The organism is Buttiauxella sp. 3AFRM03 (assembly GCF_003675305.1).
Taxonomy (GTDB): domain Bacteria; phylum Pseudomonadota; class Gammaproteobacteria; order Enterobacterales; family Enterobacteriaceae; genus Buttiauxella; species Buttiauxella ferragutiae.
Genome location: NZ_CP033076.1, coordinates 1805108 through 1827701, shown reverse-complemented (window position 1 = coordinate 1827701; position 22594 = coordinate 1805108). Strand labels below are relative to the sequence as shown.

General features: G+C 52.4%; 14 protein-coding genes. 7 read left to right on the top strand and 7 right to left on the bottom strand.

Translation table 11 applies throughout. From position 1 onward, the window contains the following. Positions 1-21 precede the first annotated feature (21 nt). Positions 22-651, bottom strand: a complete 630-nt coding sequence (gene tesA, locus D8682_RS09995; protein WP_121814190.1) for a multifunctional acyl-CoA thioesterase I/protease I/lysophospholipase L1 — start codon at positions 649-651, stop codon at positions 22-24. Between tesA and ybbA the strand changes: the two genes are divergently transcribed. Next, positions 619-1305 (top strand): putative ABC transporter ATP-binding protein YbbA, encoded by a 687-nt coding sequence (ybbA, locus tag D8682_RS09990; RefSeq protein WP_064548982.1) that lies wholly within the window; start codon positions 619-621, stop codon positions 1303-1305. The two genes, tesA and ybbA, sit on opposite strands and share 33 nt — an antisense overlap. After that, positions 1302-3719, top strand: a complete 2418-nt coding sequence (ybbP, locus tag D8682_RS09985; protein ID WP_121814189.1) for a putative ABC transporter permease subunit YbbP — start codon at positions 1302-1304, stop codon at positions 3717-3719. Before ybbA ends, ybbP begins: the two co-directional genes overlap by 4 nt. A 47-nt stretch (positions 3720-3766) precedes the next feature. Here the strand turns inward: ybbP and mnmH are convergent, their stop codons facing one another. The 6 genes from mnmH to D8682_RS09955 all read right to left on the bottom strand — a co-directional run bounded on the left by mnmH (position 3767) and on the right by D8682_RS09955 (position 10096). Then, complete coding sequence (gene mnmH / locus D8682_RS09980; protein WP_121814188.1) at positions 3767-4864, bottom strand: tRNA 2-selenouridine(34) synthase MnmH; 1098 nt, start codon at positions 4862-4864, stop codon at positions 3767-3769. A gap of 122 nt (positions 4865-4986) precedes the next feature. After that, entirely contained in the window at positions 4987-6051 is a 1065-nt protein-coding gene (gene purK, locus D8682_RS09975) for a 5-(carboxyamino)imidazole ribonucleotide synthase (RefSeq protein WP_121814187.1), read from the bottom strand. Next, complete coding sequence (gene purE / locus D8682_RS09970) at positions 6048-6557, bottom strand: 5-(carboxyamino)imidazole ribonucleotide mutase (RefSeq protein ID WP_064548975.1); 510 nt, start codon at positions 6555-6557, stop codon at positions 6048-6050. The genes purK and purE overlap by 4 nt, the downstream gene beginning before the upstream one ends. A 207-nt stretch (positions 6558-6764) precedes the next feature. After that, complete coding sequence (locus tag D8682_RS09965; RefSeq protein ID WP_121814186.1) at positions 6765-7892, bottom strand: glycoside hydrolase family 99-like domain-containing protein; 1128 nt, start codon at positions 7890-7892, stop codon at positions 6765-6767. 21 nt (positions 7893-7913) lie between these two features. Continuing rightward, complete coding sequence (locus D8682_RS09960; protein ID WP_121814185.1) at positions 7914-9176, bottom strand: MFS transporter; 1263 nt, start codon at positions 9174-9176, stop codon at positions 7914-7916. Positions 9177-9565: 389 nt separating this feature from the next. Beyond that, entirely contained in the window at positions 9566-10096 is a 531-nt protein-coding gene (locus D8682_RS09955) for a hypothetical protein (protein WP_121814184.1), read from the bottom strand. 420 nt (positions 10097-10516) lie between these two features. Between D8682_RS09955 and D8682_RS09950 the strand changes: the two genes are divergently transcribed. The 5 genes from D8682_RS09950 (at position 10517) to D8682_RS09940 (ending at position 22594) form a co-directional block, all read left to right on the top strand. Continuing rightward, positions 10517-11089, top strand: coding sequence for a hypothetical protein (locus tag D8682_RS09950; RefSeq protein WP_162303010.1), 573 nt, complete (start codon positions 10517-10519; stop codon positions 11087-11089). Positions 11090-11179: 90 nt separating this feature from the next. Further along, positions 11180-11353 carry a hypothetical protein gene (locus tag D8682_RS26950; protein ID WP_166642060.1) on the top strand — a complete coding sequence of 58 codons (174 nt, stop codon included), beginning with the start codon at positions 11180-11182 and terminating at the stop codon, positions 11351-11353. Positions 11354-11823: 470 nt separating this feature from the next. Further along, entirely contained in the window at positions 11824-19374 is a 7551-nt protein-coding gene (locus tag D8682_RS09945) for an autotransporter-associated beta strand repeat-containing protein (protein WP_238392835.1), read from the top strand. Between the two features lie 93 nt (positions 19375-19467). Beyond that, positions 19468-21339, top strand: coding sequence for an autotransporter outer membrane beta-barrel domain-containing protein (locus D8682_RS27195; RefSeq protein ID WP_238392834.1), 1872 nt, complete (start codon positions 19468-19470; stop codon positions 21337-21339). A 73-nt stretch (positions 21340-21412) separates the two neighbouring features. Next, positions 21413-22594, top strand: a complete 1182-nt coding sequence (locus D8682_RS09940) for an OmpP1/FadL family transporter (RefSeq protein ID WP_064548963.1) — start codon at positions 21413-21415, stop codon at positions 22592-22594.

Below are 22594 nucleotides of genomic sequence, written 5' to 3'. Positions count from 1 at the left end.
CCCGCGCGAAGCTCCGCTTGTTCATGAGTCGTGTTTTACTAAAGGAGCCAGACGGGAAGACATCCAGTCGGCGATAAACGGTTGAGCATCACTATTAGGATGGATACCGTCATCCTGCATCCATTGCGGTTTCAAATAAATCTCTTCCATAAAAAATGGCAGCAGAGGAATCGAAAACTCTTTGGCAAGTTGCGGATAAATAGCGCTAAACGCCTCATTATAACGACGGCCATAGTTTGCGGGCAGACGTATTTGCATCAGCAAGGGTTGTGCCTTTGCCGTTTTCACATCGGTGATTATCTGGCGCAGACTTTTTTCGATAGCTTGCGGCTGGAAACCACGCAGACCATCGTTGCCGCCAAGTTCAATTAATACCCAGCGAGGCTGATGCTGTTTCAGCAGCGCCGGTAGCCGTGCCAGCCCTTGTGGCGCGGTGTCGCCACTAATACTGGCGTTCACGACTTTGGTATTTTGCTGCTGCCATTTTGCATCCAGCAGCGCAGGCCAGGCCGCGGTTGCCGACATTCTGTAACCGGCGCTCAGGCTATCACCCAGAATCAACAACGTGTCCGCGTGTGCGGCGCGAATGGTCAAGAAAGCCAGAAACAGGAAGGGCAAATGCCAGCGGAAAACATTGTTGAAGTTCATCATCTTAGTAAGTCCGTAGGAACTGGGGAACATCAGCTCTCCATCCTTACCGGAGTTGAGCTGGTTGTCAAACCGGCGCAGACCATCGCGTTAATCGGTGAATCAGGCTCCGGGAAGTCTACACTACTGGCGATTCTGGCGGGGCTGGATGATGGTAGTGACGGGGAAGTTCACCTGTGCGGCCAGCCGTTACACTCAATGGATGAAGAAGCCCGAGCGGCACTGCGGGCGAAAAACGTCGGCTTTGTGTTCCAGTCATTCATGTTAGTGCCAACGCTAAACGCGCTGGAAAACGTCGAGCTTCCTGCTCTACTACGCGGTGAAAACGATGCTTCAAGCCGTGCCCAGGCAAAAGCGTTGCTCGAACAACTTGGCCTGGGCAAACGCCTCGATCACCTTCCGGCTCAGCTTTCAGGTGGTGAACAGCAGCGCGTGGCGCTGGCTCGTGCATTTAATGGGCGCCCTGCCGTGCTGTTTGCCGATGAACCGACCGGCAATCTCGACCGCCACACGGGCGACCGCATTGCCGATTTACTCTTTTCGTTAAACCGTGATTTCGCCACTACGCTAATCCTCGTGACACACGATGAACAACTAGCTGCCCGCTGCGACCGCCGCTTGCGCCTGCGCGAAGGTCAATTGTGGGAGGAAGCATGATTGCCCGCTGGTTCTGGCGTGAATGGCGCTCGCCCTCGTTATTGATTGTCTGGCTGGCATTGAGCCTGGCGGTGGCGTGTGTGCTGGCGCTGGGCAATATCAGCGATCGCATGGAACAAGGGTTAAATCAGCAAAGCCGCGACTTTATGGCAGGCGACCGCGCCCTGAGAAGCGCCCGGGAGGTGCCGCAAGAATGGCTGGACCAGGCACAAAAAACGGGTCTGAAAGTCGGCAAGCAACTGACCTTCGCGACCATGACATTTGCTGGCGATACGCCACAACTGGCATCGGTAAAGGCGGTCGATGGTGTCTACCCGATGTATGGTCAACTCGATACCAACCCGCCTGGGCTGAAACCTGAGCCAGGCAGTGTGTTGCTGGCACCGCGTTTAATGGCACTGCTCAATCTCAAAGTCGGGGATTCGCTGGATGTTGGCGACACCACTTTGCGTATTGCGGGTGAGGTGATTCAGGAGCCTGATTCTGGTTTTAATCCCTTCCAGATGGCACCACGTTTAATGATGAACCTGGCCGATGTGGAAAAAACCGGCGCGGTACAGCCGGGAAGCCGCATCACCTGGCGCTACAAATTTGGTGGCACACCGCAACAGCTCGATAAATTTGAAAACTACCTGCTACCGAAACTGAAGCCTGAACAACGCTGGTACGGCATGGAGCAAGATGACGGCGCGCTCGGCAAATCCCTCGAACGGTCACAGCAATTTTTGCTGCTTTCCGCACTGCTGACGCTGCTGTTGGCAGTGGCCGCCGTTGCTGTAGCGATGAACCATTACTGCCGCAGCCGTTACGATTTAGTGGCTATTCTGAAAACCCTTGGGGCAGGGCGCGCGGCACTACGTAAGCTGATTATCGGCCAGTGGCTGATGGTTTTAGCACTCGCTGCAATTACCGGTGGTGCGGCAGGACTGGTGTTTGAAGCCGTGTTAATGCGCCTGTTAAAACCGGTTTTGCCAGCGGCACTTCCGCCTGCAAGTCTATGGCCCTGGGTCTGGGCTATTGGTTCGATGGTGGTGATTTCGCTGTTGGTGGGTCTGCGCCCGTATCGTTTATTGCTGGCAACACAACCGTTGCGGGTGTTACGCCGTGATGCGGTGGCAAACGTCTGGCCGCTGAAAATCTACTTGCCGATTATCACTATCGTGGTGGTGGCGCTGTTGGCGTTACTGATGGGCGGAAGCACGTTGCTGTGGGCGGTGCTGGCGGGAACCGTGGTTCTGGCCGCGTTGTGCGGCATTGTTGGTTGGGGCGTATTACGGTTATTGAAAAAACTGACGCTAAAAAACCTCGCGTTGCGTCTGGCAGTGAACCGCTTGTTGCGCCAGCCCTGGGCAACGTTGAGCCAACTGGCTGCGTTCTCGCTGTCGTTTATGTTACTGGCATTATTGCTGGTGCTGCGTGGCGATTTACTCGACCGTTGGCAGCAACAATTGCCGCCAGAAAGCCCGAACTATTTCCTGCTTAACATTGCTACTGAACAGGTTCAGCCGGTGAAAGAGTTTTTGGCCGAACACCAGATAATCCCGGAATCGTTCTACCCGATTGTGCGAGTACGCATGACGGCGATCAATGGCAAATCGACCGAAGGCAATCCTGATGAAGCACTCAATCGAGAACTAAACCTCACATGGCAGAGTCAGAAACCGGCGCATAACCCGATCCTTGCTGGCAACTGGCCGCCAAAAGCGGGCGAAGTTTCCATGGATGAAGGTGTGGCAAAACGGTTGAGTATCGGGCTTGGCGATACCGTCACGTTTATGGGCGATACTCAGGATTTTTCCGCCAAAGTGACCAGTTTGCGCAAAGTTGACTGGGAGAGCCTGCGGCCTAATTTCTACTTTATCTTCCCGCCAGGCGCTTTGGATAATCAGCCACAAAGTTGGTTAACCAGTTTCCGTCTGGAAGGAAAGAACGGCATGTTGACGCAGCTGAACCGTGAATTCCCAACGGTTAGCTTGCTGGATATTGGCGCGATATTACGCCAGGTTGGGCAGGTGCTGGAGCAGGTTAGCCGGGCTCTGGAAGTGATGGTCGTGCTGGTTACCGCTTGCGGCGTGTTGCTGTTGCTGGCACAGGTTCAGGTTGGAATGCGCCAGCGCCATCAAGAACTGGTGGTGTATCGCACGCTGGGAGCCGGAAAACGCCTACTGCGCACCACGTTGTGGTGTGAGTTTGCGGTGCTGGGGTTTGTCTCCGGGCTGGTTGCCGCCATGGGGGCTGAAACTGCGCTGGGGCTGTTGCAGACGCGGGTGTTTGATTTCCCATGGGAGCCTGACTGGCGGCTATGGGTCATTCTGCCAGTGAGCGGCGCGGTGCTGCTGTCACTGTGCGGCGGCTGGTTAGGTGTGCGCTTACTGAAAGGTAAGGCGTTATTCCGGCAGTTTGTTGCTTCGTAGCGGGTTATTCACGGGCTAATGTTGTGTTTGGCATTAGCCTGTTTGATTTAAATATTGTTGTTAAGCCAGGCTTCAACCTGCTGATAGTCACCACGAAACACAATATTGTCGGCTTTTTTGCTGAGCTGGTAGCGGTACATCGGGTCGTAATACTCTTCGAGCAGCGGCGAAAGCCAGGCCAGATGCCCCTCCACCGAACCGGTTTTTCGTTGCAATTCTAGCGCGTCATCCAGCAGTGCGCTGAACTGCGCAAAACGTTCCATCCCTAAACGGCGGCGAATGGCAAACAGGCCGTGATGCAGATATTCGCCGTAGTTAAGCCATGCGGTTTCTTCATCGCTTACCGACAAAAATGCTTCGCTCATTTGCAGGAAATATTCGGTTTTTAGACGCTCTAAACGCTGCTCGAAGGGATCTTCAATCACCACAATCGGTGAGCGTTGCATCTGCTCTCTGAAACACTCCGGGATGTGGCGCGAGCCAATCATTCGGCCTTCATCTTCGACAACCCACGTCACTTCCGCGCCATCACTTTTTTTGAGTAACGTCACTGCGAGGCTATTTTCGAAATTGGTTTGCGAAGGTTGTTCGACAATGGTGCGGCCAAATGACGAACCACGATGGTGTGCCAGCCCTTCAAGATCGACGCCGGTTGGCAGTGAACGGATAAGGATCGTTTTGCCGCCGCCAGTGTTGCCACTGACCAGCACCATCGGCCAGCGCGAGCGGGATTCAATCACGCCCATCGCATAATGGCGCAGCGCTTTATAACCACCTTCAACCAGCGGATAGTCGACACCCGCTTCATACAACCACTGTTGAACCAGGTGGGAACGCAGGCCGCCTCTGGCACAACACAGGTATCCTTGTGGGTTTTGGCGGCATTGTTCCAGCCACTTCTCTAAACGGGCTTCGCGGATATCGCCATGTACCAGACTGTGGCCCAATTCAATCGCGGCTTGTTGACCGTGTTGCTTGTAACAAGTGCCTACCGCGACACGTTCGTCGTCTGACATCAACGGTAAATTTACTGCGGCAGGCATTGTTCCCTGAGCGAATTCAACCGGCGCACGCACGTCGATAAGCGGAATATCGGCGCGCAGCAGATGTTCATAATGTTGAGTATTGGGACGAGCGTTTTGCATGGATAACCTTAAAGCGAGTGAGGCCAGAAACGCTGGGGATTGTGCGCTTTTGCATGCAAAAAAGAAAGGAAGGGGCTGGAATGGCAGGGCGGGTAAGCGCTTAACGCTACCCGCCGCTGTGATTAGAGTTTGCTTTGCGCCCAGGCAATCCCACTGGCGTATTCCACGGGTAACAACGGCACCAGCGCTTCAAGCGTTGCGCCCAGTCTGTCGTTATCGCTGTCATTAAGATTGAGATGGCCGACTTTACGACCTTCACGCACGTCTTTGTCGTACCAGTGTAAATGCACCAACGGCAGTTTCAGCCAGTCGTAATTTAAATCGGTACCGATAAGGTTGATCATTACTGACGGTGAATTAACGACAGGTTGCGGCAACGGCAGATCAACAATGGCGCGCAGATGCAGCTCAAACTGGCTGATAGATGCGCCGTTTTGTGTCCAGTGGCCGCTGTTGTGCACGCGCGGTGCCAGTTCGTTAATCAGCAACCCGGCAGGCGTGACGAAGCACTCCATCGCCATCACGCCGACATAGTTCAGCTCATGCAGAATTGCCGAAAGCATCGCTTCCGCTTGCTGCTGTTGCTCAATGTTTGCCTGCGGGAAAACCACGCTGGTGCGCAGAATACCGTCCTGATGCAGGTTGTGAGTTAGCGGATAAAACACCGTGCTGCCGTCATGCCCGCGTGCGCCAACCAGCGAAACTTCGCCGGAAAAGTTAATGCCTTGCTCAACGATACACTCGCCGTAGCACTCATCGGGCAATTGGCTGGTTTCATCGCTGCGCAAACGCCACTGTCCGCGTCCGTCGTAACCGCCAACGCGACGCTTCACAATCGCCAGTTCGCCAAGGTTGTGGAACACGTCAGCCCATTGGTCGCGGCTGGAAAGCAACTGCCACGGTGCGGTCGCCAGTTCGAGTCTATCGAACAGCTGTTTTTGCGTCAGACGGTCGGCGATAATCGGGAAAACATCGCGGTTCACAAATGCATTGTGGCGCGCCAGTTCGCGGGTGAGGGCGGTTTCAGGCCAGCGCTCAATTTCTGCGGTGATAACACTTTGCGCAAATGGTACGGCTTCAGGTTCAGCGTCAAGACCCACCGGATAAACCGCGATGCCCAGCGGTTCGCCCGCCTGGCGCAGCATTCTGCCTAACTGACCGTTACCCAACACGCAAACGCGTTTCATGCTTCACCCCGTGGGTCCGGGTTTTCCAGCACTTCGTCGGTCTGGCTTTGACGCCAGTCTGCCAGGCGCTGACTGAGATCTTTATCGTGCAGAGCGAGAATTTGCGCCGCCAGTAAAGCAGCGTTGGCCGCACCGGCTTTGCCGATTGCCAGCGTACCAACCGGAATACCGCGTGGCATTTGAACAATAGAGTAGAGACTGTCGACGCCGCTTAAAGCCGCGCTCTGGACTGGCACACCCAGCACCGGAACCAGGGTTTTCGCCGCGATCATACCCGGTAAATGCGCCGCACCGCCTGCACCTGCAATAATCACCTGATAACCGTTGCTGCTCGCCTGTTCGGCAAAGCTGAAGAGTTTATCGGGAGTGCGGTGTGCGGAAACCACTTCAACGTGGTGTGGGACATCAAGGGCGGTGAGGATTTCTGCGGCAAACTGCATGGTGGCCCAGTCACTTTTGGAACCCATGACAATGGCGATACGCGCCGGGGTCTGGTTGGAGGACATGCGTCTCAAAACTCCTGTGGGTATGCAAACATCACCGAACGTGGCTCGGTCGGTCAGAAGGGCTCAGAGAATAGCATGAACATGCAGCAAGGAAAACGGTTGCGTGGCGATTGTTAACGCCAGATTGTCCTGTTTCCTGACATGATAAAAGTGAGAACGATGCGGAAATAAAATTCCGCACCGGGTAGCGCCTCTGGATACATTACTTTAGCTAAATACTTTTTTGACGGCTGCTAAGTAGCTAAAACCATTAACGGTGTCTGGCTCGAGATAGCTCCCTTCCGTCCATTCGTTCCACGCGTTGATCGTACAAACGGGAAATACCGATTTTTCTGTATCCATAAAGTTCTTAACGTCCTGCAGCGCCTTTTCGAATTCCGCAGGGGAATTATCCGTATACACCGGGAACCAGGGATAGCCAATGTCATCGAAGCAGTCGGTTTGCACCGTTCTGGGGGAAGAATCCCAGCCCACTGTTACGTTGGGGATATAAGGGAGCGCGTGTTGGCTGCTCAAGCGTGCATGTTCTGCTTTGGCGCATTCGCGGATCTCGTTGTAGGGGCAATCAGGAAAATGACCCGGTGTAATATGATGAACCCACACGTAGCTGGTCACGCTGTCAATTCCCAGATACTCAATCACCTTGTCAGCATCGGTAAGCGTATTTTCGGTTGGTAAGGTTTCTATACCCCATACCACGGCATTGAGATGCAACTCGCCCAGCCCGCGCGCGCGAATTTTTGCTCGAAAATCCTCCAGCACTCTTTTGGTATTGCTCAGCCCACCCAGGCCTTTAACCAGGCTCATCATCTCGTAAATCGAAAAATAAAATTTCCCGTCTATCTTCCAGTAAGAAGGATGAGTGAAATAGCGTTCAATAATATGCTCGGTTGCATCTATAAATATCTGCTCGGAGACAGCCCCCGTGAGGCGGGTAGGGTAAGGCTGATAACGGGTAGCCGGATGAATCTCCAGCCAGTCATGGTTGGCCCACATAATGGCAAATTTAACATCACTATTGTTGGCGGCGTTTAAATAGCCTTCGTCAAGACAGCGTTCAAGAAATGGCCCCTCCTGGTGCCAGTACCAGTCAAAGATAAAGGCAGAGATCCCGTGCCCGGCGGCTGCTCTAATTTTCTTTTCCATAACCACTGGGTCAGCTTCATCTTCATAACCCCATAGCGGCACTTTGGGTTGCATATGGCCGACAAACCGTGGGGTAGCATTTTTCACCAGTTCCCATTCGGTCCAACCTTTGCCGTGCCATTGCTCTACTTTGGGATCACAGTGGAAATTGGGGAAATAATATGCAGCCACTTCATATTTTCTTTGCATTATCGTCAGTCCTTTTACGTATTAATGATGGTTTTGAATAATATCTGCCTCGGAATTAAACTCATTGCGCTGGTTGCCATGAAAGCAGAGCCAACCGATAACCATACCGACACCGGCCATACATGAGAGGACGGTATATAAAAAAGTTGTTCCCATTTCGAGTAATAAGGGGGTCACAAATGCCAGTAGCCCGCAGGTCAGCCTGGATACCGCAACGATGATGCCCTGCGCCGTTGAGCGTAACATCGTGGGAAATGATTCCTGCGACCATACTTTCATAATGCCTTCAAATGCCAGTCCGGCCCCTGTGCTGGTAAATAACATGGCGCAGAACCAGGAGAACGGTGCAAAGTTAAATAAAACCGGCATAACAAACCCTGCGGTATAGAAAAATGCGCCAACAATAAATCCGGTCATTCTTTTGGGAGTATCAACCAGTTTCATAAAGGCAACCCCGGAGACAATACATACCGGAAGCATTAATAAGCTCCAAAATGAGTGGGTTTCAATCGGTATACCGACGATATTAACGGCAATATATGCACCAAATTGCCCACTGGTGTTAGCCGCCAGATTAGTCAACATATAGAAAAGACAAAGTGCGATAAACGGAGTGAGATATTTTCTGTTAAATAAATCTTTGAATGAGGCTGTTTGGGCGCGAATCGTTTTTACTCCACAGAGGCGTTCATGGTGTGCGGCCAACCACAGGGGAGATTCAGGGATAAGCGAGCGCAGGATTAATAATGCGATACCAGTAATTCCAATATGGAAGTAAAGAATTTGCGCGCCTAAAATGCCCCAACTGCCGACTACTGAAGCGATGGCCATTGATACGCTTACGCCGCCAGCCCACAAAAGATTAGACAGTCCAATAATTTTCCCGCGATTTTTATCCGTTGCCGCCTCCGAGATGGTCGCCAGAGAAACCGGTAAATCTGCACCTGTCGCCAGACCCAATAAAAGAGTGCCGAGAAGTAAGAGGGGAAATGTTCGACCTAATGCCATTAGCAATGCGCCAACGACAATCATTGCCATTGTGGTGATGAATATTTTTTTTCTGCCGAACATGTCGCCTAAACGGCCGCCGAAAAAAGCCCCCAGGGCAATACAGAGTGTTAATACACCGGAGAAAATACCGATTTGCCCTGCTGTGACGCCAATCGTTTTTGAATAGATAACCAGAGCGGTTCCGCTTGATACAATCGCGGCCGAGTCGATATAGGATGCCATCCCTGATACAGTGCCAATATACCAGGGATTAGTCTGTTTAATGATGGACATAAATTATTACTCCATGTAATAGATTGTTTTATAAAGATCCTAATTTATGGTTCAATTAATGCCTCCTTAGTTATGGTTTCTGGTTGTTGATTATGGGTTGGTAATGCATGAATATAACCATCCCGTTTATAACGTTAAATTAAAGAACAGTCCTTCTGTTGAGTGCCATCATTAACCAAATAGGGAGAAATGTGGCGAAATATAAAATATCGACGAGCTCAATATCACATAACTGCCAGGAAGCCAGGTGCACCATGGTTTTTTTTTTTGAACTAATATTGACGATGCTGATCGGTAATATATTCCGCTGTTTTGGTCAGTTATTTCAGGGGGGAATAAGGCAGATACACCAGCGATACCTGTCACCAGGTACCGCCCCTTAGCGTTGTTTAATGAATGCCCGGCACGGCGTCACCCTCTATCATTGCCAGCCCTGTCGTGGTGCGGATAAAACGCGGCGCTTTCAAATCCTCTGCCAGCATGCTCAGTAATTCAAATAATAATTCGCTGATCTGTTCCTGCTGATCCAGCGTGACCTGTTGGTTCAGTAACACCATGGTTAATGCGCAACAATATTCACAGGTTGTCTCTGAATCTGTTGAAAGTGGACTTCGATATTCATCGTAATTATTGTCATTCACCGTTAATTGCTCAATAAGATGTTTTGGCAACGGCGATTTTAAAACCACTTTCAGTACATTCAACCCCGCCAGTAAACGCCCGCATAACGCCATATATTCAGCGTGATTATTAACTTCGATTAATTCATCAGCATAACGTTGGCAAATATCCACAACCTGGAATAAATCATGCGTGGCACTCAACGGTATTTTTAATAAAGCTGCGATGTTCCCCGCAATAACGGATTGAGCAGCAATGATTTCAGGGCGAGCGAATGTGTTACTATTGGCAACAGCCATAGCGTTACTCCTTATAAGTTAACGTTTGTGGTTAGCCCTCTTTTGGTGTTCGTGCACCATTCGGGGGCGAATCTTTTTACCCCTCCACCTTCTGCTAAAAGTACTGGACAAGTCAACAGTAAAACCTTGCTTAATTATTGGAAACCGAAAGTCTTCGGCACAAATCACGATATAGTGAAAATTGAATTTTGGAATTGCAGGAGATATTAAACCAGGTGTTCGGGCTGCTTTTAGCGATCAGCAGACGTTCGTAATTGAGTCACCATGAATCTTGCTAACATGCCGTGTGTCAATCAACTGGGAACAGGTCACGTCAGCCCTCTAAAACCACGTATAGCGGGGGGCAGGTCAGAATAACTCGCCTACTTTCACACCTGAACGATATAATAGCCATGGGATAGAAGAAAAGGACGACATGAAGTGAGCTTCCTATCTACTCAGCAAATACATGATCATTGCCTGGCAACAACACAAGAAGCTATTGAAATACTTGGATGGACTAATATCTCAGTAGGCGTTTTGAGCGACGAAGAGAGACGCCAGCTTGAAGACGCAAATTTACAAAGCCCCTTGGACTGGCGATGGGCGATGCAGACCTATAGCGGTAACACTGAAGACGGAATACTGGATATAACTTTAAAGCTGATCGACCGTGATGAGCCGGAACAGCTTCATGCGGTTATCATTTGTAAATACGACTGGCGCCGTGAGCAATTCTCAATTTGCATGTTAGAAAACTTCATTTCAGATGAAGATACCGACCTAACAGGCAACGTATTGATCATCGCACTTATTTACGCGACTACCTTCTGCCAGATCGCGGAGCTTGACGACGTCTATATTCAAGATCCTACTGAAGATGCACAACCGCGTTATAGGAGCTACGGATTTGCCCAGGTATGGGATGACCACAGTAAGATGTCTGCAGATGTGCGCGACATCCTCAATACCATACGATTGAAAGTGAATGGCATTGACCCAGATGAAGAATGACAATCTCAATCAGCAGTCGATGGGCTGTTTGTTTAATGAACGCATTTGTTATAAAATTATCCATAAGATCTATAGCCAAAGAGGTTAAACATGATCAAACAACATAGAAAAATCACTTCTGATAAAGCTATGGCTGGTGCAAGACGCTCTCTTGACTTCTGGGCTTCCATCGACGGCAACAAACTTGCCAAAGTTGGTCAGAAGGAAAAAGACATGGATATGGTCGGGCCGAAGAAAGGTGTAAAGCCAGTAAGCCTCGGATAATATTCATCATCCCTATCAAAAAGTAAGGCTCCTTCAATGGGAGCCTTATTCATCATAACGGTTTCCCGTAACCAAGTTCGCTCTTCTCTTTGCTGAGCTGCTGCATAGCGTATGTGACCTGCCCCCAGCACGTAGGGTCGTTAGCCCGACTATACAAACCTAAAAATGCTAGAGCTGGCAATGCCTGTTTTTGGCACGCAGCGGACCAGCCAGCTGCCTGTCAGGTCCGCTGTGAGCGATGAGCAGACGTAACTATCATTCCGTTGCAATAATAAGCAGAGCTCATCATGAGTTTCTTCACTGAACCTGCACATTATATAAAAGCATCCATTAAATAAGACTTATTTACTCTTTCGCCATCTCAAAACTCAACCTTGTACTAATGTTACTCAAAGTGTTTCGACAAGTGTTTCTTGTTGTTTATTTGTGTCAACGCGCTATTTCCTTATGCGGCCTTGCAGAGATGACTTATGAATAATATTTATCGTTTGGTATGGAGCCATGTGGCGAACAGTTTTATTGCCGTTGCAGAAACATCCCGAACAGGGAAAAAAGGATCGAAGACCGGGCGTGGAGGCCGAAAATTATTAACTACTGCGCTGATTGTTGCCGGTGTTTATGGCCCGACAGCCAGCGCTGTAGATGTGACGTGGAGCGCGGCTTATCCCAACTACCTGTTTCTACCGGTTTACGATGCGGTTAAAGAGACGGGTTACGCGTTTACCATTGATGGTCAGCCACTGGCAAATCATTACGCCCCAGGCACCGAACTGAATATTACTGGCGCGATACCCAACATTGCCACGGGGACGAACGGCAGCAGTACGGGGGTCACGGTACTGAATGCGCTTCCTGACCCCGGTGGAACCGGGACGGGGACCGATCCAAACCGCATCATCACTATCGAAGCCACGGATTCAACCGGGGCTGCTACGCCAATAACAGCGGCAAACATTGATCAGTACACGTATTCGCCTTCTCCGGCCAGACCTCAGGAAAGCCAGGAACTGAACGTCGAAGTGCCAGGCCTTGACGGCAGTTATCAGGTCATCAGCATTTATGATTCCTCGACGTTTATTGCTGCCGATGACACGGCCGTCAGCGACATGTTGTTGCCGGTTTACGACCCAAACTCGATTCGTATCTTTAATAATTTCGGGATCGCGTCGGTGGCGGCAACCGGCGGGCAGGCCAATATCAATGTAGGTTCAAGCGATGCGAACACGCCGATTGCAGCAGCTGCAAATACCATCGACCTGTTGACTAAAAATTCTGTACTGGCAAAAGCGGACGGCAGCGGGAGTGCGACCAGCCGTACCGAATGGCGTTCTGATAACTTTATCCATTTCCGCCCGGCGATCGTGCTCTCATCTGATACCCAAAATCTTGAAGCGCAAAGTGCGAAATACGATTTCACCATCACGCTGCCCCACTACGAGCAGATCGGGAATAAGGCCCTGCTATTGGGGAATAAAGACTTCGTTATTCATTCATCCACTGACATTGCAGATGTTAATGATTTCCTGACAGGCCAGGGGGCTTATGCTGGAAAACCGCAGATCCAGTACTGGCTGACGGCGGGTGCAACAGTAAATGGTGAGGTGATTGACTCGTCTGTTGAAGCGCAAAACACCTACGACGCGATTATTAGCGGCATGTTGGCACAAGAGGAAAATACCAGTATCAACCTGACCTACCATGTCTGGGATGACAAAGGAGTACACAACAACAACGCCACGGTTTCAACCGGGGATTTAAACGTTATATATGCCACAGGTGCGAATGCGTCTGGTTTGGTCACCAGCGAGGGGAGCCTGGCGGTTGACGGGGCATCGGCGGTGATGCGTGCGGACAATGGTGCCATCATCACAAACGACGGGGCGATCAACGCCTGGCGCAGCAGCGGCAGTAGCCCAGACTCTGTTGGTATGCTGACGACGGACGCCAAGGCCATCAACAATGGCACGCTCAACGCGGGTCTGTTTATTGAAAAGGATGGCAGCAACCAGAACGTTTCTAATGCGGGCAGCACAGGCATGCAGGGCAGCGGTAACAGTACGCTGACCAACAACGGTCATATCAATGCGGCGATTACTGACTCCACCACCAACGGTGCCGTGGGCATTCGCGCGTCAGGCACCACCACGGTTTCGAATACTTTAGCAGGTACCATCGCACTGGTTGGCAACAGTAATAATCAGTTCGGCAAAGCCGGCGGTTACGGCGTCTGGCTTGATCAAAGCGCCACATTCAATAATGCCGGTAATATCTACCTTGGCGTCAATCCTGTCTTAAATTCCACCGCGCCAATACCTGTTCCGATGACCGGTGGCGATCTGTCGGCGGGGATTCGCACGCAAAGCACCGGCGCGGTGAACAACACCGGTACGATAACCATTGCTGAAAATACCCGTAATGCCGCCGGGATCTCCATCGAAGGGGCGTCAGGGGCGGTAACTAACTCCGGCACGATCAATGTATTAGGTAAACTGACTAACGGTTCGGCTGCAGCAAACTATGGTTTAAACGTGGTTGACAATGTCGGCACCGTGACGCACAGCGGCCTTATCAAGGTGGACGGTGATAACAACATTGCCATCAACGTGCTGGCGCAAGACGCGGGGGCGGAAGTTACCACCACAACAGGCAGCGCGATTACTGTCGGGAAAGCGGGGGATACCGGCGGTAGCGACGGCCAACCCTACACCTACCGTAACTATGCGGTTTATGCGGAAGGGCTAAACACCCAACACGCCCAGGTTAACCTGAATTCTACCATTCGCTTGTTATCTGCAGGGGCGATTGGTGTACATGCGCGTGGCGATGCGCGCATCGATATTGATTCAGCTTCGACGCTTTCTTTCGAAAACGTCAAACAGATGGGTTACTACGCCTGGGGTAATAAGGCGCAGATTAATCTCGGCAATGCGAATATCAATGATAACGGCCAGGCCGATTCTATTTTGTTTGCTGTGGATCACGGGGCGACTTTTGCTGGTAATAGCGGTGCTGCAGCGGGATATCAACTGACGGTATCAGGTAACAATGGAACCGGGATTATTGCCAATGGCGTCGATGAAACGACCGGAACTAAAACCTCACTCACCACCGGAACCGCACAGATATTCGTCAATGGCGAAAAAGCGGTTGGGGTAAAAGTGACTGGCGGGGCAGTCGGCAATATTAGTGACGGCGGTATTGTCCTGCAGCATGACAACACCACCGCTGTCCTGATTGATGGACGTAATTACAATATCGACGGCACCATTGATTCCGATGAAGTGCAGACTGACGTGACATCCAATGCCTCGATTACCAGCAGCCCAGGACAAAGTGGCATTGTTGGCTACAACGTGGCTCATGCGGGTGTGCTCAATCTCAGCGGCCCTGGCATTTCATTAAATGGCACCAACAGTACCGGGATCATTCTGCATGACAACGGTACCGCAACGGTCGGTGCGCCGGTGAATGTTTCTGGCACCAATAATATTGGTGTCGATATTCAAAATAATGGCGTGCTGACGAATAACGGCATTATTAGCGTCAGCGGTGCCGCGAATAGCGGCAACGTCGGGGTTCGTGTGGGTGGAGCGAATGCGGTGGTTAACCGCCTCGGCACAGTCAATGCCTCAGGCGGTTTAGCGGCAGTCCAGCTCATTGGAGCAGGCGCGAATTTAACGGTTAACGGTACAGGCAACCAGATTACGGCCTCTGGTGGAGCCGATGGTGTAAGAATGGATGCCGGTGCCACCTCCTTTAACGCCTCGGATACAGTTATCGACATTTCCGACAGCGGCGCGGGGATTAATAACAACGCCGATACCTCCAACATCAATCTTAGTAACGTCACGATTAACGCCTCCGATGGCCCGGCGATTCGCACTGCTGTCACCTTTAGCGCTGCAGGCACCAGTAACACATTAAATGTTTCCGGAAATGGCGAAGGTTTTGCTTTCATGAAGGCCGATGGTTCGGTTACCACGGGCGATCTCACTATCGGCAGCGGCTACACCATTAATGGCAACGGGGCGGGGAGCGTCGGCATTCTGGCGAGAACCTCCAATAATGTCAGTTCTGGCGCGGTTATCAACATGGCCGCCAATGCGGGTTCCGCGATTGTGGCAACTGATGGTTTGAGCGGTAGCAGTCGTACCATCACCAACTCGGGAGTTATCACCAGCCTCGGGGCGGGTGCACCAGTGATTAATGCTTCGGGCAGCGGCAATACCACGGTGAATAACAGTGGCACCTTGTTGGCTGCGAATGCCACGGCGCAGGCTATTTTGACCGGAACAGGCAATGATAATGTGGCGTTAAGCGGGACGACGGCCAACACTCTCGGTGAAATTGTGCTGGGTAGTGGCAACGACCAGTTCAGCTGGACGGCGGGTGATTACACGGGTGGAGTGACATTCACAGGTGCAGATGGCAATGACCGCGCCACGCTGGGTGATGTGTCGATGGCGGACGTGACGCATATTCTCAGTGAAGGCGGCACCAATAATACGTTGACTCTTAATGGTACGAATGAGGGGGCAACGCCTGCATTACTGGGATCCTTTAGCGCGGACGACCTGGCGAAAGGCACCAATATTGGGTCGGGCTGGAGCACGCTGACCTTAGATAGCTTAAATGGCGTTCCGACTGATGCACGCGTGGTGGATAATTTAACGCTCTCTGGTGTGCAAGCGATCAATATCAACAATGGTGCCACGCTGCGTAGCGGCGACAGCGCCCCGACTGCGGGCGAGGCCACCATCCATAACTACAACGTCGCCACCTCGGGGGCGACAAGCTTGCTGTCATTCGATGGGGCGGGCGACCAAGTCTACAGTGGCGTGATCAGCGGCACCGGCGGCATGGAGCGCATCAATAGCGGTAATACTATTCTGCTGGGCGATAACACCTACACCGGGAATACTTTGATAGGCGCAGGATCGGAGCTGACTCTCGGCGATGGTAATACAACCGGCAAACTATCAGAGCAAACCAACATTACTGATAACGGTATCCTGACGGTTAACCACTCTGATGCAGTGGCGCTCAATGGTGTTATTTCAGGAAGTGGTGCGTTCCGCCAGATTGGTAGCGGCGTCACTCGCCTCGGTGGCAATAACAGCTATGCGGGAAGCACTACCGTTGAGCAGGGTACCTTGCTGATTAACGGTGTGCAGAGCGGAACAGGGCTGACCACCGTCAAGAGCGGCACTACGCTTGGCGGTTACGGCACCATCGGCGGTGATGTGCTGTTCGAGAGCGGGACCACATTGCGCCCCGGTGATGACAGCCGTGGCAATCGCACCGGGACGCTGACCGTTCAGGGCGATCTGACACTTGCCAGTGACACCAACAGCCAGTTCCAGTTGGGGGAAGTTTATACACCGGGTGGCTCACTCAATGACCTGGTGGATGTGAAAGGTGACTTAATACTTGATGGTTCACTCAATGTGGCGCTGACCGCAGGCGGAGCCTTCCTGCCGGGTGTGTATCGCCTGTTTAACTATGGCGGTTCGCTCACCGACAACACCATGGATATCGCGTCGCTGCCACCCAACGACGCCAGTAATTACGCCATCCAGACCAACATCGACAAGGAAGTTAACCTCGCGCTTAACTTTATTGACCCGACAAATCAGTTGCAGTTCTGGGATGGTGACCTTGATGTGATCCCTGGCAACCACGGGGATGGTACGACAGGCAATGGCAGAGTTGACGGTGGCTTCGGTTACTGGACCAGCCTGATTTCAGGCGTCAGCAACAACTGGACGCAAGTTGATGGGGTCGGTAATGCGCCGTGGGCGCAGGATGCTTTCGCTGTCTTCCAGGGGCAAGGTGACGTGGTACGGGTCAGCAATGCCTTTGGTGACGTGCTCACTTCCGGGATGCAGTTCGCCAGTAATGGCTACATCCTGAATGCCGACCCTGCACGCCCGGATTCGCAACTGTTCTTTGATGCGACTAACCCGCCGGGTAATTTCCCGCCGGATAACAGCTACGAAGCGCAAGGCGCGACCCATGCCGACAGCTATTTTGCGATTCGTGTGGGGAATGGTGCGGCGGGAGCCGACATCACGACGCTTATCAACGTCAACCTGGTGCAGAACGATCTGTCCGCTGGCAATATCCGTTTGCTGAAAACCGATCCAGGTCGCCTGATTTTAACCGGCAATAATGTGTTTACCGGTGGCGTGGAAGTCTGGAACGGCACGCTGAATATCACCAACGACAACGCGCTTGGTGCGACCAGTAACTCAGTGTTGTTGAAAAATGGCGCCACCTTCCAGGCGGGGGCCGATCTCACGACATCACGCTTATTCTTTGTCGATGGCGTTGCGGGCGCTGCGCTGGATGTATTCGGCCATACCTTTACCCCAACAGGCGTGATTGGCGGTGATGGTCCGCTGACTATTAAAGATAGCTCCACGGGCACCAATAATGGCGTGCTTGAGTTGGGCACCGCGAATACCTATCAGGGCGACACCACGATTATTGGCAAAAATGGTACCGGGCAACTGACCGTTAATGCGAATACCAGTGGGGCATTAGGTGCGTCAGATAGCCTGGTTTCATTAAGCTCTCTGGCGCTGTTAAACCTCAATAACGCCGCTTCGGGTGAAACGCACGTCTTTGCCGTCGACAACGCATCACTGGCGTTCCACGACAACGCCGGAGCCGGGCAAAGCACTATCAATCTGACTAACGGCGGTAACGCGACTTTCAGCGATACGAGCCAGGGGGATAATGCAATTGTGTCGGTTGATGCCAGTTCCCTGCTTGCGCTCAACGGCAGTGCCGATGCGGGTTCATCGACGGTCAATAACAGCGGACGTGTGACCTTTGCTGACAACGCTCAGGGCGCAGGCGCGGTGATTTCTAACCTCGTGGGTGGCCTGGTGGATATCAGTTCTGCGCTGTCGGGCACCTCGATAGGTTCATTATCAGGTGCAGGTAACGTGATGCTGGGTGCGGCAACTCTGGTTGAAGGCGCCTTAGGGCGCAACGACTCCATCAGCGGCATTATCAGCGGTGACGGAAATCTGGTGAAAACCGGAAGCGGAACGCTAAACCTCACCGCCGCCAACACCTGGACCGGAACCACCGATGCACAGCAAGGCGTATTACTGATTAACGGTAATCAAGTGGCGGCAACCGGGCAAACCACGGTAAATAGCGGTGCAACACTTGGCGGTGCGGGCCTGCTCGGTGGCAGCGTGGTGATAGACAACGGCGGGCACCTGGCGGCTGGGCAGGATCTGTCAAGTGTCGGTGTGCTGACGATGGGCGCGCTAACCCTTAATCAGGATTCGCAAGTCGATTTCCAGTTTGGCCAGCCTTACACCGTCGGCGGCACGCTTAACGATCTTGTCAACATTAATGGCGACCTCAATCTTAACGGCAAACTGAATATCACCCAGACACCGGGCGGCAGTTTTGATGTCGGGATCTATCGCGTCTTTAATTATTCCGGTGCGTTAACCAACAACATTCTCGATATTGGCACCGCGCCTGCGGCGGCAGACGATCTCTACGTTCAGACCTCTATCGCAGGCCAGGTGAACCTCGTCAACCGCAGTGGTTATGTCATGCGCTTCTGGGACGGTTTCGGCGGTACGGGCGGGGCGTTGAAAAATAACGACCAGATCGATGGCGGCAACGGTATCTGGCAAAACAGCAGCGGCAATGACAACTGGACCACGGATGTCACCGATCCTGAAGGGCGCTTTAATACACCGTTCAGCAATGGTTCCTTTGCTGTATTTGGCGGTACCGCCGGTAATGTCACTATCGACACCAGCCTCGGTGAAGTGGCGATCAGTGGCGCGCAGTTTGCCACTGACGGTTATGTCATCGGCGGGAATAATCTCACCACCCATACCGCTAATACAATTATTCGCGTCGGTGATGGTACGGCACCGAGTGCGGGTTATACCGCCACCATCAACTCGGTTATTGACGGTGAAGGCGGAATTAATAAAGCCGATCTCGGCACCTTGATTCTGAACGGCAATAACCAATACTAGGGCGGCACGCAGGTTAGCGGCGGGATACTGCAAGTTTCTGCGGATAATAATCTCGGTGCAGCGGGAACCGGAATTGGCCTGAGTGGCGGCACGTTGCGCTATGGCGCGGCGTTTGATACTGCCCGCCAGGTGACGCTTTCGGGCGTCGGTGGGGCAATTGACACCAACGGTCATGCGGTTTCGCTGTTAACGGCGGTTACCGGCAATGGCGATTTCACCAAACTGGGCGAAGGCGCGTTGACGCTCACAAAAGACAGCACATTCAACGGGCAAACCACCATCAGCAAAGGCACATTGCAGTTGGGGAACGGGGGTACGGCGGGCAACATCGGCGGGAATATTGTCGATAACGCGACCCTTGCGATTAACCGCAGCGATACGTTGACGCTTAACGGGAATATTTCCGGCAACGGACAGGTCTGGCAGCAGGGCAGCGGCACCACCATTCTCAATGGCAACAATAGCTGGAGCGGAATTACGCTGGTGGAAAAAGGCACCTTGCTGGCTTCAGGTGAGAATCGCTTTAGCCAGCCATCCAGCCATATTGTGAGCCGCGGTGCGTTACTGGATACCGGTGGCTACAGCCAGTCGGTCGCCAACCTGGTGAACCAGGGCACTATTAATTTGCGTGGCGGTGATGTCGGATCAACCCTGACGGTCAACGGTGATTACGTCGGCCTGAACGGTACGTTGAACATTGCTGCCCAGCAACATAGCCCAGGTGTCGCCGACCGTCTGGTGATAAATGGCGGCAGTGCTACTGGCCTGACGAACCTGAATATTGATGTTAGCCAACTCGGCGAACCGACCACCGGTGACGGCATTATGGTGGTTGAAGCCATTAATGGGGCGACCACCACCGCTCAGACCACCAAAGATGCCTTTACCATTGGCGATGGCGTGCTTACCGCGGGCGCATGGCAATACCAGCTGTTTGCCGGTAACGCGCAGGGGGCGGGTGAAGACTGGTTCTTACGCGCCGGTTATCGTCCTGATGTACCGGGCTTCGATACGCTGGCCGCGATTATCCGCCAGGCCGATTTAGCGGTTCTTGGGACACTTCACCAGCGTGTGGGCGATGAGCAACCCTGGCGTGCAGATGTTGCGGCCGATCAGGAAAGCCGTTTTTGGGCACGTTACATCGTCAAATCGGTCGACCAAAAACACGACGATCCAACCGGCTCGCAAAGCAGTTCCAACTTCAACGGGATGCAGATGGGGTTGGACCTGTGGCAAAACGATAAATGGCGTGCAGGTTTGTACACCACCTTTATGGATATCGACAGCTCGATCAATGGTGATACCGGGATGAGCGGCGGGGCCGCGTACAACTCAACCTTCTCCTCATACCTGGGGGGTTACGCCACCTGGACTGACACCGACGGTTTGTACGTCGATAACGTCCTGCAGTACGGTTATCACTCTGTCGATTTGAAGAACTTGAGCAGTCATGAATCGTACAGCCTGGACGGTAGCTCGGTGGTGGCGTCGGTTGAAGTCGGAAAACCGTGGCAATTAGGCGATAGCAACTGGCAGCTCGAACCGCAGGCGCAACTTATTTATCAGTACAGTAATTTTGATGATGTCACACTTGCCGATCGGTCGAAAACCAAAGTTTCGGTGGACGCTGACGGCTCTGTGATTGGCCGCCTTGGGGTCCGTCTGACTGCCGATTACGACACCGACTATGGCAAAGTTAAGCCTTATGTTCGCGCAAACTACTGGCAGGAACTGTCTGACGGCCAGGACAGCGTGACGTATCGCAATACGGCCAACCAGGCCGGTGCGACGGAAATCAACGCCAACCAGCGCTTCCAGGCAACTGAAGTGGCTCTCGGTACGACATGGGCGGTAACCACCGATGTGCAGGCCTATACCGAGGTGGGCAAAAGCTGGGATAACGGTGGCGACACGTCCGTATCCTCTGATATTTCAGCGTCTGTTGGGATGAAAATTCGCTTCTGATGATACTGCGGCTCGCTTCGAGCCGCAGGCTATCCCAGGCCTTTTAGCGGTTGTTTTAAGAAACAGGTGGCACATGAAAAAGAGCATCGTGGCGTGTTCAGGACTGCTGTTAGCCTCATTTTCTCATGCGAGTGGCCTTTATTTTTATGAGATGGGTACAGAAGATACGGCACTGGCCGGTGCCGGGCAGGCTGCACGCGCTCAGGATGCTTCTACCATTGTTACCAATCCGGCGGGTATGACCCGTCTACCGGATCATATGTTCACCGGTGGTCTACAGGTCATGGGGGGAGATATCAATTATCAGTTAGATAACGCCAGACAGAGCCCGGGGAATGTCATGAATCTTTTCCCTAATGCCAGTAGCTTCTATAGCCAAAAAGTCAGTGAAGATGTGTACGCGGGCATTGGTCTGTATGGAAACTATGGTCTGGGGATAGATTTTGGCGACTGGGCTGGAGACCGGTTAATCAAAAAGAGCACCATGGTTGCCATGACCCTGAGCCCCTCTCTGGCCTGGAAACTGAGCGATCGTGTTTCCATCGGGGGGTCAGTCAATGCCAACTATGGCTTCTTGTCGCTGACGCGCAACGTTGAGGGGGATGATAAAACGCAAAAAGACCACGACTGGGCGATGAGCTATCGTCTCGGTTTGTTGATGGATCTGACTGACCAAACCCGCGCGGGGATAACCTGGAACAGTAAAACCGATTACGACTTTAATATTGATGCTCAGGCGCGGTTCCCCAACCTGCCAAATGTCGATTTCACCTTACCCATCGGTGCGCAAGTCCGGGCGCCACAGCAAATCATGCTAAGCCTGGTACACGATATCGATAAACAGTGGTCTGTGATGGGCGATCTTGGCTGGCAGGACTGGAGCCAGTTTGGTGCGCCACAGATTACCGTGGCAGGCGAGGCGATCGACAAAACCAGCCGCCTTAAAGATACCTGGCATACCGCATTGGGTGTGCAATACCGTCCAGCTGAAGAGTGGCGTCTCAATGCCGGCGTGGCATTTGATAGTACTGTATACAAAGATCAGAGTGATGCGGCATTAACCCTGCCAACTGGCGACGAATGGCGTTTTGCCACCGGTGCGCAGTACCAACTGAGCCAGGCAAGCAATATTGGTATAGCAGTGGAATATCTGCATATGCAGTCTTCAAAAATCCAGTCTCCGGCGGTTTTGGCTGGCAATTACGATAATCCTTATCTGTGGTTTACCAGCGTCAATTACAGTTATCAGTTCTGA

Bases quoted from the DNA above. Each gene is read 5' to 3' on its own strand.
- D8682_RS09955 (WP_121814184.1), bottom strand. From the start codon at position 10,096: ATGGCTGTTGCCAATAGTAACACATTCGCTCGCCCTGAAATCATTGCT.
- ybbA (WP_064548982.1), top strand. From the start codon at position 619: ATGCCAGCGGAAAACATTGTTGAAGTTCATCATCTTAGTAAGTCCGTA.
- D8682_RS26950 (WP_166642060.1), top strand. From the start codon at position 11,180: ATGATCAAACAACATAGAAAAATCACTTCTGATAAAGCTATGGCTGGT.
- purK (WP_121814187.1), bottom strand. From the start codon at position 6,051: ATGAAACGCGTTTGCGTGTTGGGTAACGGTCAGTTAGGCAGAATGCTG.
- purE (WP_064548975.1), bottom strand. From the start codon at position 6,557: ATGTCCTCCAACCAGACCCCGGCGCGTATCGCCATTGTCATGGGTTCC.
- D8682_RS09945 (WP_238392835.1), top strand. From the start codon at position 11,824: ATGAATAATATTTATCGTTTGGTATGGAGCCATGTGGCGAACAGTTTT.
- tesA (WP_121814190.1), bottom strand. From the start codon at position 651: ATGATGAACTTCAACAATGTTTTCCGCTGGCATTTGCCCTTCCTGTTT.
- mnmH (WP_121814188.1), bottom strand. From the start codon at position 4,864: ATGCAAAACGCTCGTCCCAATACTCAACATTATGAACATCTGCTGCGC.
- D8682_RS09960 (WP_121814185.1), bottom strand. From the start codon at position 9,176: ATGTCCATCATTAAACAGACTAATCCCTGGTATATTGGCACTGTATCA.
- ybbP (WP_121814189.1), top strand. From the start codon at position 1,302: ATGATTGCCCGCTGGTTCTGGCGTGAATGGCGCTCGCCCTCGTTATTG.
- D8682_RS09965 (WP_121814186.1), bottom strand. From the start codon at position 7,892: ATGCAAAGAAAATATGAAGTGGCTGCATATTATTTCCCCAATTTCCAC.
- D8682_RS09940 (WP_064548963.1), top strand. From the start codon at position 21,413: ATGAAAAAGAGCATCGTGGCGTGTTCAGGACTGCTGTTAGCCTCATTT.